Here is a 15,104-nt window from a genome sequence, read left to right as displayed (position 1 = left end):
TGCTGCAAAAGGCGGGCCGTTAAGCGGGCCTCGTGTCTCAGCTAGACCCCAAGAGACGTTTTTCCGCTTGTCAGGATTGCCCTATGCGTGGTCTGGCAGATCCGCCGGAGCGATTGAGTATTTGCCCGAATAGAATTGGACGAAACCGAAATGACACTTCGCAAGACATTCACCACTGCGGCCTCGGTACTTGGCCTCCTTAGCTTCTCGGCCTGCGCCTACAGCGCGCCGGTCGACACGGCGGCCGCGCCGGTGGAGGAAACTTCACAAGGCCCGGCTATCTGGAGCGTGTCGGATGCCGATACGACGATCTACCTGTTCGGCACCGTGCACGCCTTGCCCGAAGGTGTGGAATGGTACGATGAAGAGATTTCGAACGCGCTTACCGCTTCGGACACGGTCGTCATGGAAATCCTGCCGGAGGAAATGAACGACCCTGCCAGCCAGATGGCGATTGCCAGGAACGCCATGCTTCCGGCCGACCAGTCCTTGCGTGACCTGCTGAACGAGGAAGACCGCACGGCCTACGAAAACGCACTCGGAACCCTTGGCATGCCTCCCGGCGCCTTCGACCGCTTCGAACCCTGGTTCGCCGGGATGACCATGGCCGTGCTGCCCTTGCTGAAGCAGGGATATGATCCGGAAAGCGGCGTCGAGAAGATCATCGACACCAATGCCGGGACGGATCGAAAGCGCGAGGCGTTCGAGACGCTTGCCGGCCAGATCGCCATTTTCGACAACCTCCCACAGGATGCGCAGATCGAGTTTCTGATGACCTCTGCGCGCAATCCCAACGCCATGATCGAAATGGTGGACGAGATGGTTGCGCAGTGGATGGAAGGCGACGTGGACGAACTCGCCGAGATCATGAATGCAGGCCTTGCCGATGAAGCGCTTGCAAGCGCGCTGCTATACGATCGCAACGCCAATTGGGCGGAGTGGATCGATGACCGGATGGAACAGCCCGGCACCGTCTTCGTGGCGGTCGGCGCGGGACACCTTGCGGGCGAGAAGAGCGTGCAGGCCTATCTCGAAACGCGCGGCATTCCCGTCAATCGACTGCGCTGATGGCGCGCTGGGTCCTGCTGCTGCTTGCCTCAATCGCGCTGGCGTCGTGCCGGGGCGAAGCGGAGGAGGACGGCCAGAACCGTGGCTTTCCCGCCCTGTGGGAAATCACCGGGGTCGAAGGCCGTACCGAAGGCTGGCTCTTCGGTACGGTGCACGCCCTGCCCCGCGACCTGGATTGGCAATCGCCTGAGCTGGAAGAGGTAGTCGAAACGGCTGATATGCTGGTGGTAGAAGTATCGGGCCTCGACGATCGCCGTGGCCTGGAAGAACTGTTCCGCGCACTCGCTTATGACGCCCCGCCTTCCGCGCCGATCTATTCGCGCCTCGACCCGCCCTCGCGTGACCGGTTGCGCGCCATCGAGAGTGAGCAGGAGATTGAATCCGGTACGTTCGATGCGATGGAAACATGGGGCGCCGCGCTTGCACTGGCGGAATTCGGACGCGCGCATTCGAGCGAATTCGGAGCGGACAAGGTCCTGCTGGCCGAATTCGCAAATCGCGAGATCGTCGAGCTGGAAGGTGCAAGGCTGCAGCTCTCGATATTCGACCGGCTCCCCGAACGAGAACAACGCGATCTCCTGGCGGCGATTATCGAAGAGGTCGCAAAGGAACCAGGCGACCGCGTCGATCTTGCGCCGATCTGGTCCCGGGGCGACCTCGCGGCGCTGGAGCGTACTACGCTTCAGGGGCTATTGGCCGATCCGGAGCTCAAGGAGGCCCTGCTGGTCCGCCGGAACTCTGCCTGGGCGGCGCAAATCGAAAACCTGCTCAGTGCATCGGACAGGCCGCTGATAGCGGTGGGGGCAGGTCATTTGCTGGGCGATGGCAGCGTCCAGTCTCTGCTCGAACAGCGCGGCTTCACAATACGCCGCATCCAGTAGGCTTCACGCTTGCTTTTGCGCGCGATGCCGCTATACGCGCGCCCTTCGGCGTCATGGTCATCCCTGGAGGCGTGGCGGACCGAAGTACTCAAATGCATTCGAAAGGTAAGCGACATGAGCGATGCTCTGACACTTCCGGCCGAGGCGCGCGAACGGGCTGGCAAGGGAGCCTCCCGTGCACTGCGTCGTGAAGGCCGCGTCCCCGCCGTAATCTATGGCGGCAAGGAAGAACCCACACTGATCCACGTTGAGGCCAAGGCGCTGGTAAAGCAGCTCGACACCGGCCACTTCATGAACTCGATCGTCGAAATCGAACTCGGCGGCAAGAAGATCAAGACCCTTCCCAAGGACGTGTCGCTCCACCCCGTCAACGACCGCCCCGAGCACGTCGATTTCTTCCGTCTTGCCAAGGGCGGCAAGATCGAGGTTTCGGTCCCCGTCGTCTTCGCCAACGAAGAAGCATCGCCGGGCCTCAAGAAGGGTGGCGTTCTCAACGTCGTCCGTCACGAGCTGGAACTGGTCTGCGACAACGACAAGATCCCGAGCGAGATCGAAATCGACGTCACCGGCAAGGAAGTCGGCGATTCGATTCACATCAGCGAAGTCACGCTGCCTGAAGGGTCGGAAAGCGCGATCACAGACCGCGACTTCACCATCGCCACCCTCGTTGCTCCGTCGGCTCTGAAGAAGTCGGAAACCGAAGGCGAAGACGAAGACCAGACCGGCGAAGACATGGAAGCTGGCGAAACCGCCGTTACCGAGCAGGGTCCGGACGCCGACGCTGCCGAGGAACAGGAAGACAAGAGCGAGTAATCGCCTCTTCTTCCGAACCGGAAAAATCGAAACGCCGGACTTCACATCGAAGTCCGGCGTTTTCGTTTATGCAGATGATGCGATAGGCTGGCTTGCGAACAAGGAGCCAAGCCCATGCCATCGATCAACCGCCGAACTCTCCTCGCAGGTGCCGCCGCCACCGGCGCCCTCGCCGCTGCCGCCTCGCGCGCCCAGGGTGAAACCGTGAGCGAGACGCCCGACCTGTCCGGCCAAGCCATCCTCATAACCGGCTGCTCGAGCGGCTTCGGCCGCCTCAGCGCCATCCATTTCGCAGAGCTCGGCGCGAAGGTCTTCGCAACCATGCGCAACCTGCCGCGAACCGAAGACGACGAATTGCGCCAGATCGCCTCGCAAAAGGGCCTCGACCTCCATGTCATCGAACTCGACGTGCTCGATGATGCGATGGTCCTTGCCGCGGTCGCCGAAGCGGAGCGCATCAATGGCGGCCCCGTGGATGTGCTCGTCAACAATGCGGGCATCGGGATTACCGGCCCGGTCGAAGTGCAGGACATGGAAGCGACGAAGCTCGCCTTCGATACGAATGTTTTCGGCTATCACCGGCTGGTCCGCGCGGTCCTGCCCGGGATGCGGTCTCGCAGGAGCGGCCATATCTTCAGCATCTCCAGCCAGCTTGGCCGGGTTATCATCCCGTTCGGCGGGCATTATTCGGCGACGAAGTTTGCCGTCGAAGCGATGGGCGAACAGCTCGCCTACGAGCTGGTGCCGCACAATATCGAGGTCACCGTGATTGAGCCGGGCGGCTATCCCACGAAGGTCTGGGTCAATCGCAATCGCTATTCCGGCGACCTCGCTGCCCGGGCGGACGCGCGGCATACGGATGGATATCCGCAGGTCGTTGCGCGGATGGGCGAGGAAGACGGTTCGGGCCGGTCGGCCGATCCGATGGACATTCCCCGCGTGATGGCAAAAATCCTTGCGATGCCGCCGGGGACACGGCCCGTCCGCCAGCCCGTCAGCGGAGGAAGCATCCCGCAGACCGCTATCAACGAGGTCAGCGCGAAGACACAGGTCGACTGGCTCGGCGGCTCGCCGTTCCTCGGCCCGCTGGTGAAGGCCGTGCACGACTGAAGCTGCGACTTGCCCTGACGCGCGCAGGCTTTATGGCCCTCGCCCATGCAGATCTGGACTGGCCTAGGAAATCCCGGACCCAAATACGCCCTTCACCGGCACAATATCGGGTTCATGGTGTGCGATGTGATCGCGGAAATGCACGGTTTCGGGCCGGTGCAGAAGAAGTTCTCCGGCTGGGTGCAGGAAGGCCGCATCGGGACCGAAAAGGTCCTGCTGCTGAAACCTGCGACCTATATGAACGAAAGCGGGCGCTCGGTCGGTGAGGCGCTGAGGTTCTACAAGCTTGGCGTTGAAGACCTGACCGTCTTCCACGACGAGCTCGACCTCGCGCCGTTCAAGATCAAGGTCCGCCGTGGTGGCGGTCTTGCCGGGCACAACGGCCTGCGCTCCATCAACCAGCATCTCGGTCCGGATTTCCGCAGAGTGCGAATCGGCATCGGCCATCCCGGCAGCAAGGACCGCGTAACCGGCCACGTGCTGGGCAATTATGCGAAAGCGGAAATGGACGACCTGACCGACATGCTGGGCGCTATTTCGGCCGAGGCAGACTGGCTCGCGAAAGGCGACGACGCCCGATTCATGAGCGAAATCGCGCTTCGTCAGCAGGCGGACTGACAGTCTGCGGGACGAAACGTGTCTCCGAATGAAACAGCGTTTTTATACCGTTTCACGAAATGCAATTTTAGTGACAGCGCGGGCGAACTTGGCTAAAGGCGAGTTTACCTTTCGGTGGGGACGGTTTGATGAATACGCGTAATCTTGTTTTCTCGGCAGTTGCAGGTCTCGGCCTTCTCGCCTCGACTCCCGCAGCGGCAGAGCCGATCCTGCTCGACGCAAACGAAGTCGGCGAAAGCTTCTCTATCGATTTCGACGGTTTCGTGAACGGTGATGTCACCGTGCCCGGCCTGAGCTCGCAGCTGATCCTCACGCTCACTTCGATCGTCGGAAACGTTTACAATTTCGGCTATTCGATGACCAATACGAGCGACACCGGCTCCGGCGTCGATGCCCGCGTTTCCAGCTTCGCGTTCAACACCGATCCGGACATCAGCGGCGCGACCAGCACCGGCACCTATAACTTCACCAACACCGACAGCAATTATCCGAACCAGATCGGCACTGTCGATGTCTGCTTCCAGGCCGCAAAAACCGGCGCTTGCGCAGGTAACAAGGGCGGCGTCTTCGGTGGCGAGACCGGCACCGGCACGCTGGCACTTTCCTTCGACAGCGCGCTCAGCAGCCTCACACTCGACGATTTCTTCGTCCGCTATCAGTCGGTATCAGGCGCAGGCGACATCACTTCTGCCAGCGGCCGCCAGGTCACGACCAGCACCAGCTCTGGCAATGAAGTGCCCGAACCGAACATGATGCTGCTCTTCGGCCTTGCTGCCCTGATGATTTTCGCAGGCACGCGCCGCCGCCGCGAAGTGAAGCCGGCGCTCGCGAGCGTCACTTACAGCTAAACCAGTTCATTGAGGGTAAGCGGCACGCCAACTCCGGTTGGTGTGCCGTTTGCTTTTAAGCGTGCCGATCAGGGTTTGCGCGCTGCCGCAAGCCGCCTTGCAATCCGTGCGTTGTCTGGTTCCAACGCCGCGGCCTTCTCCAGCATCGAGACCCCGCGCTCGCGCGAGCCTGTTTCGACCAGCAAGGTTCCGGCCGTATCGAGGATTGACGCATTCTCTGGCGAAGCTTCGACGGCTTCCAGTGCCAGTTTGAGCGCTTCCTCCTTCTTGCCCAGTCGCGACTTCGCATAGGCAAGGTTGTTCAGCACCATGGCATTGCGCGCACTCCCGCGATCGAGGATCGCTTCGTAACTCGCCTCCGCACTTTCCCACTGCCGGTTGCGCAGGGCCTGGTCTGCCTTTGCAAGTTCACCGCCGACCCATTGAGGCGTGATCTCTCCTGCGCGGGTCCGATATTCGGCCGCCTTGGGACTACCGAGGGCCTTGGCCGCTTCCGACGCGAGGGTGAGTTCCTCGGCGCGCGCATCGGGCCGGATGGCCACCAGCTCGATCGTATCGAGCGCCTCTCTCGCATTGCCGGATGCGAGGTGCGCACGCGCCACCAGCAGCCGTAGTTCACGCTGCGCCTGGTTCGCATTGAGCATGGGCTGCAGCAAGGCGAGAGACTGCACCGGATATCCGAGCTCCAGTTGCGCCTCACCGTAAGCCAGTCTCAACCCGGGGCTTTCATCCATTTCCGGTTCGTACCGCTGCAGAATGTCGCGCACTTTGGCCCAATCCTCCTCACGAGCGGCCAGCTTGGCGCGCAACAATTCGATCGATCGGTTTTCGGGGGCTTCTTTCGCCAATTCTCCGACGAGTGGCTTGGCAGACTGGAAATCCTCCATCTCGACAAGGACCTGTGCCTTGCCGAGCCGCGCCTCGAAGTTTGCCGGGTGCAGGCCGAGCGCCTTTTCATACGAACGCAGCGCTGCGGGCAGCTTGCTTCGGGAACGCGACACAAGCGCGCTCGCCAGGTACGCATCGATCGATGTATCGTCAGCCCGCAAGGCCTGCGCGGCGAGGTTGGCTGCCCTTTCCTTGTCGCCGCGTGCCAATTCGAATCGCGAGTAGGAGGCAAGCAGTCGCGCATCCGGCGTACTGCGGCTTTCACCGGTGGCGAATGCCTCGGCAGCGGCGTCGATCTCTCCGGAGGCCAGCAGCGATAGTGCCCTAATTCGGTCTGCCCCCGCCAGATCGAGTCCTTCGACCGCGTTCGTGGCCTCTTCGTAGCGACCGCGCAGGATTTCCGCTTCGCCGCGCAGGATAGCGTGTTCCGGCCGATCATCCCCAAGCGCGGACAGCCGATCCAGCGAGACCACAGCGCCCTCCCCATCACCAAGGGCAATCTGGGTCTGCGCCAGCATGGCGAGCATATCGCCATCCTCCGGGCGTTCCCGCAAGCCGGCGATCAGCGCAACACGCGCTGTGCGGTAGTCATGCTGGGCAAAGGCCTCCTGCCCGCGGGCAAAGCTGCTTTCCGGATCGGGCGAGCAGGCTGCCAGCGAGGCGGCAATGGCAAGAAGAGACAGTACGGACTTCGGTGTGGTCATTCTTCGCGCTTACCAAACAAGGTTAAACCGATCGTGAAGCTGGCAATCGAGTGACCTCACGGCTAAGGGCAGCCGCATATCACTATTTCCGGAGTTTTCGATGGGTTTCCGTTGCGGGATCGTCGGGCTGCCCAATGTCGGCAAGTCTACCCTTTTCAATGCACTGACTGAAACGCAGGCTGCACAGGCTGCGAACTATCCGTTCTGCACGATCGAACCGAATGTCGGCCAGGTCGCAGTCCCTGACGAGCGGCTCGACAAGATCGCCGCCATCGCCGGTTCGGCCAAGATCATCCCGACGCAGTTGGCGTTCGTGGATATCGCCGGTCTCGTGAAGGGCGCCAGCAAGGGCGAAGGTCTGGGCAACCAGTTCCTCGGCAACATCCGCGAAGTCGATGCGGTCGTGCACGTCCTGCGCTGTTTCGAAGATGACGACATCCAGCACGTCGCCAACAAGGTCGATCCGATCGCCGACGCCGAAGTGGTTGAAACCGAGCTCATGCTGGCCGATCTCGAAAGCCTCGAAAAGCGCGTCCCCAATGCGGAAAAGCGCGCGACCGCAGGCGATAAGGAAGCCAAGCTGATCGCCAGCGTCCTCGGCCAGGCCCTTGCCCTTCTGCGCGATGGCAAGCCTGCACGCCTGACCGAACCCAAGGACGAGGAAGAAGCCCGCGTCTTCGAGCAGGCGCAGCTCCTGACTGCAAAGCCCGTCCTCTATGTCTGCAATGTCGGTGAAGAGGACGCCGCCAAGGGCAACGATCTGTCCGCGCTGGTATTCGCCAAGGCCGAAGCGGAAGGCGCGCAGGCCGTGGTGGTTTCCGCCGCCATCGAAAGCGAACTGGTGGCGATGGACCCCGAAGATCGCGCAGAATACCTCGCCGAACTGGGTCTTGAGGAAAGCGGGCTAAGCCGCGTGATCCGTGCCGGATACCGCCTTCTCGGTCTCAACACCTTCTTCACCGCTGGCCCCAAGGAAGCACGCGCCTGGACCTTTCCCGAAGGAGCCAAGGCCCCGCAGGCTGCGGGCGAAATCCATACCGATTTCGAGAAGGGCTTCATCCGCGCCGAAACCATTGCCTATGACGATTACGTCGCGCTCAATGGCGAAAGCGGTGCCCGCGAGGCCGGCAAGCTGCGCCAGGAAGGCAAGGAATACCTCGTCCAGGACGGCGATGTCATGCTGTTCAAGTTCAACGTCTGATACCGGAGTACCCGCAATGAAGCGCTCGCTCACGACCGCCCTCGCTCTTGCCATCCTCCCGCTCGCGGCAGGCTGCGCACAGCAGGTCGAAACTATAGCGTCCGCTCCGGCGGCTGTTGCGGAGCAGCGCGAGCGCATGACGATCCTCGTCTCGATCGACGGGTTCCATCCCGACTATCTGGACCGAGGACTGACCCCCACCCTGTCCACGCTCGCAGCGGGCGGTGTCACCGCTTCGATGCGTCCGTCCTTCCCGACCAAGACTTTCCCGAACCACTGGACGCTGGTGACCGGCCTCGTTCCCGACCATCACGGGATCACGGCCAACCGGATGGAAGACCAGGGTCGACCCGAAGAGCCCTTCACCATGGCGACGGTCGATCCCTATTGGTGGAACGAAGCCAAGCCGGTCTGGGTCGAGGCGGAAGAAGCAGGCATTCGCAGCGCGGCCATGTTCTGGCCCGGCTCTGCCGTTCCATGGGGCGGTACGGCACAAGGATGGGGTCCGGTCTCCGACGGCGTCCTGCCGAGCGACTGGCAGCAATTCTCGATGCAGATCTCGAACACCCAGCGCGTGAACGCGGTGCTTGACTGGGCGAGGCGTCCTGCCGATATCCGCCCCGAGTTCGTGACACTCTATTTCGATACGGTCGACACCGCCGGACATGATGGCGGCCCCGACAGCGAAGAAGTGAACGCGGCGCTGCGCGACGTGGACAGTCACGTCGCCCGGCTGACGGCCGAATTGCGCAAGCTCGGACAGCCGGCCGATCTCGTCATCGTTTCGGATCACGGCATGGCGGCGACCAGTTCCGAGCGCGTCATCGCGCTCGACGAGGTACTCGACGAAAGCCTCTATCGCCTCGTCGAAGCAGGCGCATACGCGACTTTCGAACCGACCGAAGGCAATGAAAAAGCGCTGGTGAAGGCGCTGGTAGATACCGATCACGCCAACATGGAATGCTGGGAGAAGAGCGCGATCCCGGCAAAGTACCAGTACGGAACGCACGGCCGCATTCCGCCGATCTTCTGCCTGCCGGACACGGGATGGACCATCACTCGCTCGCGCCCGAACAATGCTTGGACAGGCGGGAATCACGGTTTCGACATGTACGCGCCGGAAATGGCTGCGCTGTTTATCGCCAATGGCCCCTCCTTCCCCGCGGGCCGCGAACTCGCCAGCTTCCAGAACACCGGTATCGCGCCGCTGCTGCGCCATCTGGTCGGACTACCGCAGGCCGATCGCGCGGATGGTACGCTGGAGCCGTTCCTGCCGGTTCTGCCGCAAGCTAAATAAGCGCAGCTACGGAACGCATCGCCCCCTCCTGCCGTTAGGCATGCAAAACACAGGGAGCTTTGCGCGTGGTAGACAAGTCCGAGAAATTCAACTGGTTGGTGCGTGTCGGCTATTTCAGCCGCGCAATCCTGTATTTTGTCCTGGGACTGATCGCTCTCACGAGCTCCAGCAAGATCGCGGAAGGCACGAACGGCATTTTCCGCGCGATCGAGGAATATCCCGCCGGGACCGTTATCCTCTGGATCATGGTCATCGGCCTGATCGCCTACGCCCTATTCCGCTTCTGCTCGCTGTTCTTCGATATCGAGAACAATGGCTCGGACGCCAAGGGCTGGGGCAAGCGTATCGGTCATGCCGGCAGCGGCGTGGCCCACCTTGCGCTGGCGTACTCGGCCTACAAGTTCGCCAGTAGCGAAGGCTCGGGCGGTGGATCCGGCAGTGGCGGAGCGCAGGAAGCCGCCTCGGGCGTGCTGTCCTTCGAACTCGGCGGTTTCGTGCTCGGCGCACTTGGCATCGCACTCTTTATCGCAGCGGTGCACCAAGCGAAGAAGGGTCTCACCGGCAGCTTCATGAACCGTATCAGCGCGCAGGCCCCCGATGCCACGCGCTGGCTCGGCGGAGCAGGCTTCCTTGCCCGTGCGGTCGTCTATCTTGTGATCGGCTGGTCGCTGATCCAGGCCGGCTTCATGTCGGGCGGTGCAGAGCAGATCAAGACGCTCGGCGACGCGGTGGCCAGCCTTGCCGGCGAAGGTTTCGTCTTCACCCTCACCGCGATCGGCCTGATGCTGTTCGGGCTCTTCAGCCTGATCCTTGCCCGCTATCGCATCATCCCGGAACTCGATTCCAGCGCAGGGGTGCCGAAGTTCCGGGCGTGACTTGAAACATACCCCTATGGGGTATATTTGCCAGCCATGACGAAGACGGCAAAACTTTATCGGATGGTGATGGACAAGCATGTCTGTCCCTACGGCATCAAGTCGAAATACCTGCTCGAAAGCGAAGGGTATGAGGTGGAGGACCACCACCTCACCACTCGCGAAGAGACCGACGCGTTCAAGGCGGAGCACGGGGTCCAGACTACCCCGCAGACCTTCATCGATGGAAAACGGATAGGCGGTCACGAGGATCTGCGCCGCTTCTTCAATCGCAAGGTCAAGGACAAGGGCGAGACGAGCTACCAGCCCGTGATTGCGGTCTTCGCAGTCGCTGCGGGCCTCGCCCTCGCGCTCAGCATGTTTGTCTACGGATCGCCCATCACCGTGCGCGGTGCCGAATGGTTCGTCGCATTCTCGATGGCGATGCTGGCCATGCTCAAGCTGCAGGATGTCGAACAGTTTTCGAGCATGTTCGTCGGTTACGACCTGCTCGGGCGGCGCTGGGTGCCCTACGCCTATGCCTATCCATTTCTGGAAGCGCTGACCGCCATCCTCATGGCCGGGCGACTTCTCCCGGCACTTTCTGTCCCGATCGCCCTGTTCATCGGCACGGTCGGTGCAGTGAGCGTATTTTACGCGGTTTACATCCAGAAGCGCGAGATCAAATGCGCCTGCGTCGGCGGCAGCGGTAACGTACCTCTCGGCTTCGTTTCGCTCACCGAAAACCTCGCCATGATGGGCATGGGCATTTGGATGTTGCTTCGCCCCGCCCTGTGATCCAGAGATTGCGGCATGAAATTCTACGAAGACATCCAGGTCGGCGACCGCCGCGAATTCGGCCACTACGAAGTCACGCGCGAAGAGGTCATGGACTTTGCCCGTAAGTACGATCCGCAGCCGTTCCATCTCGATGACGATGCGGCCGCGGCAACGCATTTCGGGCGACTTTCGGCCAGCGGCTGGCACACCTGCAGCATGACGATGGCCATGATGGTCGAGAACATGAAGACCGAGAAATCGGCCGGTCTCGGCTCTCCGGGCGTCGACCAGCTGCGCTGGAAGAAGCCGGTTTATCCGGGCGACACCTTGCGCTGCGAGACCGAGATTATCGAGAAACGCCGCAGTGCCTCACGTCCCGAGATGGGCATCTTCAAAAGCCGCATTCGCACCTTCAACCAGGATGGCGACATGGTGCTGGAGATGGTGTCCAACGCCCTGATCGCGACCCGCGAACCCGGCGGATCGGACTAGATCACGCCCCACACTGCGTTGTGCCGCTCTCGCGATAGACCACGCGGTCCTGCGCATCCCTGATGGTAAGTACGGACGGGTAGTCGATCGTCTCGTCACCCGACTGCTTACCAGCGTCCTCGTCGATTTCGAGCCGCATGGAATAGGCCAACCCGCTGTATTTCTCGCGGGCGAGATAAGGCAGCTCCCTGCTACCGGCATCCGCGGCCATGCGGATGATTTCGTTCTCCCGTTTGAAGTAACCGGCGTCGGACTGGGCCACGGCAATGGCAATCCCGCCCGCGCTGCCCGAATTCGGCAGGACATTGCACCCTGCACCGAACATGTCGGCGTTTTCGACATCTGCGAAGGTGATCACGCCAGGCGCGAGCTCTTCAGGCGGGGGCGCCTGGTTCGCCTCCACCTCCGCAACGGCGCGGGCATCAGCCGCCGCCTTTTCTTCCGGCGTCGGGCCGCAGGCTGCAAGCGCCAGCGGCGCAATCGCGATAATCCAGCGCATCAATGCCTCCCGAACAATTTCTCGACGTCTTCCATGGAAAGCTTAACCCACGTGGGGCGTCCATGGTTGCATTGTCCCGAACGCGGTGTGCGTTCCATTTCGCGCAGGAGCGAGTTCATCTCGTCCACCCGCAGCGTGCGCCCTGCCCTGACAGACCCGTGACACGCCATCGTCGCCAGCACGAGGTCGAGTTTCTCGCCAAGCAGCAGCGCTTCACCGTTCAGCGCCAGATCGTCGTCGATATCGCGCAGGAGCTTTTCCGGATCGGTGCGGGCGATGGCGTGCGGCAGGCTGCGGACCAGCATTGCAGACGGCCCGAACCGTTCGATGGTGAGGCCGTGGGATGCCAGCGCATCGGCTGCGCTTTCAAGGCGGTCACAGGACACTTCGTCCAGTTCGACCACTTCGGGAATGAGCAGCGCCTGGCTGCGCGCGACGGCCTCTTCAGCCCCGGCGGCCTTGAGCCGTTCAAGCACCAGCCTTTCATGCGCAGCGTGCTGGTCGACGAGGACGAGGCCGTCCTTCGCCTCCGCCACGATGTACGTGTTGGCCACCTGTCCGCGCGCGATGCCGAGCGGGAAATCCTGCTCCTGAGCGCTGACCGGTGCCGCTTCCTCGGCCCTGCCTCGCGGTGCCGCCATGATATCCGCCTCGGCGCCGCGCCATGCAGCGTTCGCTTCGGAAACGCGCGATTGCGGTGCCGACCAGTCGCGTCCTTCGAAGATGGAGCGCAGCGCGGGCGACGGCTCATCGCGTACCGGCTCCTGCTGCCAACGCGACATTGCGCCCGCATCGGGCGATTGCGCGCTGCGTTTGTCGCCCGTGGCCAGTGCCTGGCGCAGGCCGGAGACGATGAAGCCGCGCACTGCCTGGGCATCGCGGAAACGCACCTCTGTCTTGGCCGGGTGGACGTTCACGTCGACATCCTCTGCCGGGAGATCGAGGAACAGCGCGAGGACGGCATGACGATCGCGCGCAAGCATGTCGGCATAGGCACCGCGTACCGCGCCCGTCAGCAATCGGTCCTTCACCGGCCTGCCGTTCACGAAGAGGTACTGGTGGTCCGCGATGCCACGGTTGTAGGTCGGCAGGCCCGCGATGCCGGTGAGGCGCATCGTCCCCCGGTCGAGGTCGATGGCGACGCCATTGTCTTTCAATTCGCGCGCGATCACCTGCGCCACGCGGTTGGCCAGCCCCTCACCCCCTTGCAATCCGAGGATACGACGGTCGCCGTGATCGAGCGTAATCGCTACGTCGGGGCGCGCCATGGCAAGGCGGCGCACGACGTCGAGACAGGCCGCGTATTCGCTGCGCGGGGTGCGCAGGAATTTTCGCCGTGCCGGAATTTTCGCAAACAGGTTCTCGACCCTGACGCGGGTGCCGGGCGGTAGCGCGGCTGGCCCTTCGGAAACGACTGCTCCATGGTCCACTACGCGCTTCCAGCCCTGCTCCGCACCCGATGGGCGGCTTTCGAGGCTGAAGCGCGCAACGCTGGCGATACTCGGCAAGGCCTCTCCGCGAAAGCCGAGAGTGGCGACCTGCTCGATCGCCTCGTCGGGCAATTTGGACGTCGCGTGACGCTCCAGCGCGAGCGCCATTTCGTCGGGCGTCATGCCACAACCGTCGTCCGTTACTTCGAGGCTGGTCAAACCGCCCTCGACCAGCTTGACCGCGATCCGCGTCGCCCCTGCGTCGATGGCATTTTCGACCAGTTCCTTGAGGGCGGAAGAAGGTCGTTCGACCACCTCGCCAGCGGCGATGCGATTGACCAGATTGTCGGGCAGGCGGCGGATTGTTGGCATGGAAATCCCAACCTAGCGACGAATCGCCGGAAATCCGAGACGGCACGTGTGGGTAATCCACGCCAAAGGCTCGGAAATTTTTGGCATTCGGAGCGTAATATCGCTAAGGACCCCGCACCATTTCCCCCCGGAACAGGTGCGAGCGGCCCCGACCGCCCCTCGCCTCTTCAAATTCTAACGGAAAATCGCGTCAAAATGGGCTTCTGGAACAACATCTTCAAATTCGGCGTGCAGAACATGGCGATCGACCTCGGCACCGCCAATACGCTGGTCTACGTCCAGGATCAGGGCATCGTCCTGAACGAGCCGAGCGTGGTCGCGCTGGAAACCATCAACGGCATGAAGCGCGTGAAGGCCGTTGGCGACGACGCGAAGATGATGATGGGCAAGACGCCCGATTCCATCGAAGCCATCCGCCCGCTGCGCGACGGCGTGATCGCCGACCTCGACGTTGCCGAGGAAATGATCAAGCACTTCATCCGCAAGGTGAACGGCCGTAAGAGCCTGATGCGCTATCCGGAAATCACCATCTGCGTTCCCTCGGGCTCGACCAGCGTCGAACGCCGCGCGATCCGCGATGCGGCGTCGAATGCCGGCGCATCGCAGGTATACCTCATCCTTGAACCGATGGCGGCCGCCATCGGTGCCGATATGCCGGTCACAGAACCGGTCGGTAGCATGGTCGTCGATATCGGCGGCGGTACGACGGAAGTCGCGGTCCTCTCGCTGCGCGGCCTTGCTTACACCACCTCGGTCCGCACCGGCGGCGACAAGATGGACGAAGCCATCGTGTCCTACGTCCGACGACACCACAACCTGCTGATCGGCGACTCCACAGCAGAGCGTATCAAGAAGGATTACGGCATCGCCCGCGCCCCCGAAGACGGCATCGGCGAACAGATCACGATCAAGGGCCGCGACCTCGTGAACGGCGTGCCGAAGGAAATCACGATCAACCAGGGCCACATTGCAGAAGCGCTCAACGAACCCATCGGAGCCATCGTCGAAGGCGTGCGTATCGCGCTCGAGAATACTGCGCCCGAACTGGCGGCGGACATCGTCGACCAGGGCATCGTCCTGACCGGTGGCGGCGCGCTGATCCAGGGCCTCGACGAATACCTTCGCGACGAAACCGGCCTGCCCGTAACCATCGCCGAAGATCCGCTGTCCTGCGTAGCCATCGGCACAGGCCGCGCAATGGAGGACCCGATCTATCGCGGCGTCCTGATGACGGCTTGAGGAAGGCTTA

15 protein-coding genes are annotated in these 15,104 nt (G+C 62.4%); 12 read left to right on the top strand and 3 right to left on the bottom strand.

Features of this window, described 5'->3' with window-relative positions; translation table 11 throughout:
- The first annotated feature begins 150 nt into the window (after positions 1-150).
- The 6 genes from BM173_RS13650 (at position 151) to BM173_RS13625 (ending at position 5,338) form a co-directional block, all read left to right on the top strand.
- A complete protein-coding gene (locus tag BM173_RS13650; protein ID WP_143089656.1) occupies positions 151-1,068 on the top strand; it encodes a TraB/GumN family protein in 918 nt (305 codons plus the stop codon).
- Positions 1,068-1,949 carry a TraB/GumN family protein gene (locus tag BM173_RS13645; RefSeq protein ID WP_090483024.1) on the top strand — a complete coding sequence of 294 codons (882 nt, stop codon included), beginning with the start codon at positions 1,068-1,070 and terminating at the stop codon, positions 1,947-1,949. Before BM173_RS13650 ends, BM173_RS13645 begins: the two co-directional genes overlap by 1 nt.
- Before the next feature lie 114 nt (positions 1,950-2,063).
- Positions 2,064-2,762: a 50S ribosomal protein L25/general stress protein Ctc gene (locus BM173_RS13640; RefSeq protein WP_090483023.1), complete on the top strand. Its 699-nt coding sequence runs from the start codon at positions 2,064-2,066 to the stop codon at positions 2,760-2,762.
- Between the two features lie 114 nt (positions 2,763-2,876).
- Positions 2,877-3,872: an SDR family oxidoreductase gene (locus BM173_RS13635; RefSeq protein WP_090483021.1), complete on the top strand. Its 996-nt coding sequence runs from the start codon at positions 2,877-2,879 to the stop codon at positions 3,870-3,872.
- Positions 3,873-3,917: 45 nt separating this feature from the next.
- The gene (pth, locus tag BM173_RS13630; RefSeq protein WP_090483019.1) at positions 3,918-4,490 is read left to right on the top strand and encodes an aminoacyl-tRNA hydrolase; all 573 of its coding nucleotides are present in this window, start codon (positions 3,918-3,920) and stop codon (positions 4,488-4,490) included.
- A 128-nt stretch (positions 4,491-4,618) separates the two neighbouring features.
- Positions 4,619-5,338, top strand: a complete 720-nt coding sequence (locus BM173_RS13625) for a cistern family PEP-CTERM protein (RefSeq protein ID WP_090483017.1) — start codon at positions 4,619-4,621, stop codon at positions 5,336-5,338.
- A gap of 68 nt (positions 5,339-5,406) precedes the next feature.
- On the opposite strand, the gene BM173_RS13620 is transcribed toward BM173_RS13625, so the two are convergent.
- Positions 5,407-6,930: a tetratricopeptide repeat protein gene (locus BM173_RS13620; protein ID WP_090483015.1), complete on the bottom strand. Its 1,524-nt coding sequence runs from the start codon at positions 6,928-6,930 to the stop codon at positions 5,407-5,409.
- Between the two features lie 100 nt (positions 6,931-7,030).
- On the opposite strand from BM173_RS13620, the gene ychF reads away from it, so the two are divergent.
- The 5 genes from ychF (at position 7,031) to BM173_RS13595 (ending at position 11,554) form a co-directional block, all read left to right on the top strand.
- Complete coding sequence (gene ychF / locus BM173_RS13615) at positions 7,031-8,131, top strand: redox-regulated ATPase YchF (protein ID WP_090483013.1); 1,101 nt, start codon at positions 7,031-7,033, stop codon at positions 8,129-8,131.
- Between the two features lie 16 nt (positions 8,132-8,147).
- The gene (locus tag BM173_RS13610) at positions 8,148-9,428 is read left to right on the top strand and encodes an alkaline phosphatase family protein (protein ID WP_090483011.1); all 1,281 of its coding nucleotides are present in this window, start codon (positions 8,148-8,150) and stop codon (positions 9,426-9,428) included.
- A 65-nt stretch (positions 9,429-9,493) separates the two neighbouring features.
- Positions 9,494-10,303, top strand: a complete 810-nt coding sequence (locus tag BM173_RS13605; RefSeq protein ID WP_090483009.1) for a DUF1206 domain-containing protein — start codon at positions 9,494-9,496, stop codon at positions 10,301-10,303.
- Between the two features lie 36 nt (positions 10,304-10,339).
- The gene (locus tag BM173_RS13600) at positions 10,340-11,080 is read left to right on the top strand and encodes a MauE/DoxX family redox-associated membrane protein (RefSeq protein ID WP_090483007.1); all 741 of its coding nucleotides are present in this window, start codon (positions 10,340-10,342) and stop codon (positions 11,078-11,080) included.
- 15 nt (positions 11,081-11,095) lie between these two features.
- Positions 11,096-11,554: a MaoC family dehydratase gene (locus BM173_RS13595; protein WP_090483005.1), complete on the top strand. Its 459-nt coding sequence runs from the start codon at positions 11,096-11,098 to the stop codon at positions 11,552-11,554.
- A gap of 1 nt (position 11,555) precedes the next feature.
- On the opposite strand, the gene BM173_RS13590 is transcribed toward BM173_RS13595, so the two are convergent.
- Positions 11,556-12,053, bottom strand: coding sequence for a hypothetical protein (locus BM173_RS13590; RefSeq protein WP_090483003.1), 498 nt, complete (start codon positions 12,051-12,053; stop codon positions 11,556-11,558).
- Positions 12,053-13,855, bottom strand: coding sequence for a DNA mismatch repair endonuclease MutL (gene mutL, locus BM173_RS13585; RefSeq protein ID WP_090483002.1), 1,803 nt, complete (start codon positions 13,853-13,855; stop codon positions 12,053-12,055). The genes BM173_RS13590 and mutL overlap by 1 nt, the downstream gene beginning before the upstream one ends.
- Positions 13,856-14,050: 195 nt before the next feature.
- Here mutL and BM173_RS13580 point away from each other — a divergent pair, with 195 nt between their 5' ends.
- Complete coding sequence (locus tag BM173_RS13580; protein ID WP_090483000.1) at positions 14,051-15,094, top strand: rod shape-determining protein; 1,044 nt, start codon at positions 14,051-14,053, stop codon at positions 15,092-15,094.
- Positions 15,095-15,104: the final 10 nt, after the last annotated feature.

This window comes from Qipengyuania nanhaisediminis (genome assembly GCF_900115585.1).
GTDB classification, from domain to species: Bacteria; Pseudomonadota; Alphaproteobacteria; order Sphingomonadales; family Sphingomonadaceae; genus Qipengyuania; species Qipengyuania nanhaisediminis.
This window is presented reverse-complemented; position numbering and strand designations above follow the sequence as displayed.

What these genes read in the sequence shown, in the direction of transcription:
- BM173_RS13600 (WP_090483007.1), top strand. Translation starts at nt 10,340, where the DNA reads ATGACGAAGACGGCAAAACTTTATCGGATGGTGATGGACAAGCATGTC.
- BM173_RS13640 (WP_090483023.1), top strand. Translation starts at nt 2,064, where the DNA reads ATGAGCGATGCTCTGACACTTCCGGCCGAGGCGCGCGAACGGGCTGGC.
- BM173_RS13580 (WP_090483000.1), top strand. Translation starts at nt 14,051, where the DNA reads ATGGGCTTCTGGAACAACATCTTCAAATTCGGCGTGCAGAACATGGCG.
- BM173_RS13650 (WP_143089656.1), top strand. Translation starts at nt 151, where the DNA reads ATGACACTTCGCAAGACATTCACCACTGCGGCCTCGGTACTTGGCCTC.
- mutL (WP_090483002.1), bottom strand. Translation starts at nt 13,855, where the DNA reads ATGCCAACAATCCGCCGCCTGCCCGACAATCTGGTCAATCGCATCGCC.
- BM173_RS13590 (WP_090483003.1), bottom strand. Translation starts at nt 12,053, where the DNA reads ATGCGCTGGATTATCGCGATTGCGCCGCTGGCGCTTGCAGCCTGCGGC.
- BM173_RS13620 (WP_090483015.1), bottom strand. Translation starts at nt 6,930, where the DNA reads ATGACCACACCGAAGTCCGTACTGTCTCTTCTTGCCATTGCCGCCTCG.
- BM173_RS13645 (WP_090483024.1), top strand. Translation starts at nt 1,068, where the DNA reads ATGGCGCGCTGGGTCCTGCTGCTGCTTGCCTCAATCGCGCTGGCGTCG.
- BM173_RS13625 (WP_090483017.1), top strand. Translation starts at nt 4,619, where the DNA reads ATGAATACGCGTAATCTTGTTTTCTCGGCAGTTGCAGGTCTCGGCCTT.
- BM173_RS13635 (WP_090483021.1), top strand. Translation starts at nt 2,877, where the DNA reads ATGCCATCGATCAACCGCCGAACTCTCCTCGCAGGTGCCGCCGCCACC.
- BM173_RS13610 (WP_090483011.1), top strand. Translation starts at nt 8,148, where the DNA reads ATGAAGCGCTCGCTCACGACCGCCCTCGCTCTTGCCATCCTCCCGCTC.
- ychF (WP_090483013.1), top strand. Translation starts at nt 7,031, where the DNA reads ATGGGTTTCCGTTGCGGGATCGTCGGGCTGCCCAATGTCGGCAAGTCT.
- BM173_RS13595 (WP_090483005.1), top strand. Translation starts at nt 11,096, where the DNA reads ATGAAATTCTACGAAGACATCCAGGTCGGCGACCGCCGCGAATTCGGC.
- pth (WP_090483019.1), top strand. Translation starts at nt 3,918, where the DNA reads ATGCAGATCTGGACTGGCCTAGGAAATCCCGGACCCAAATACGCCCTT.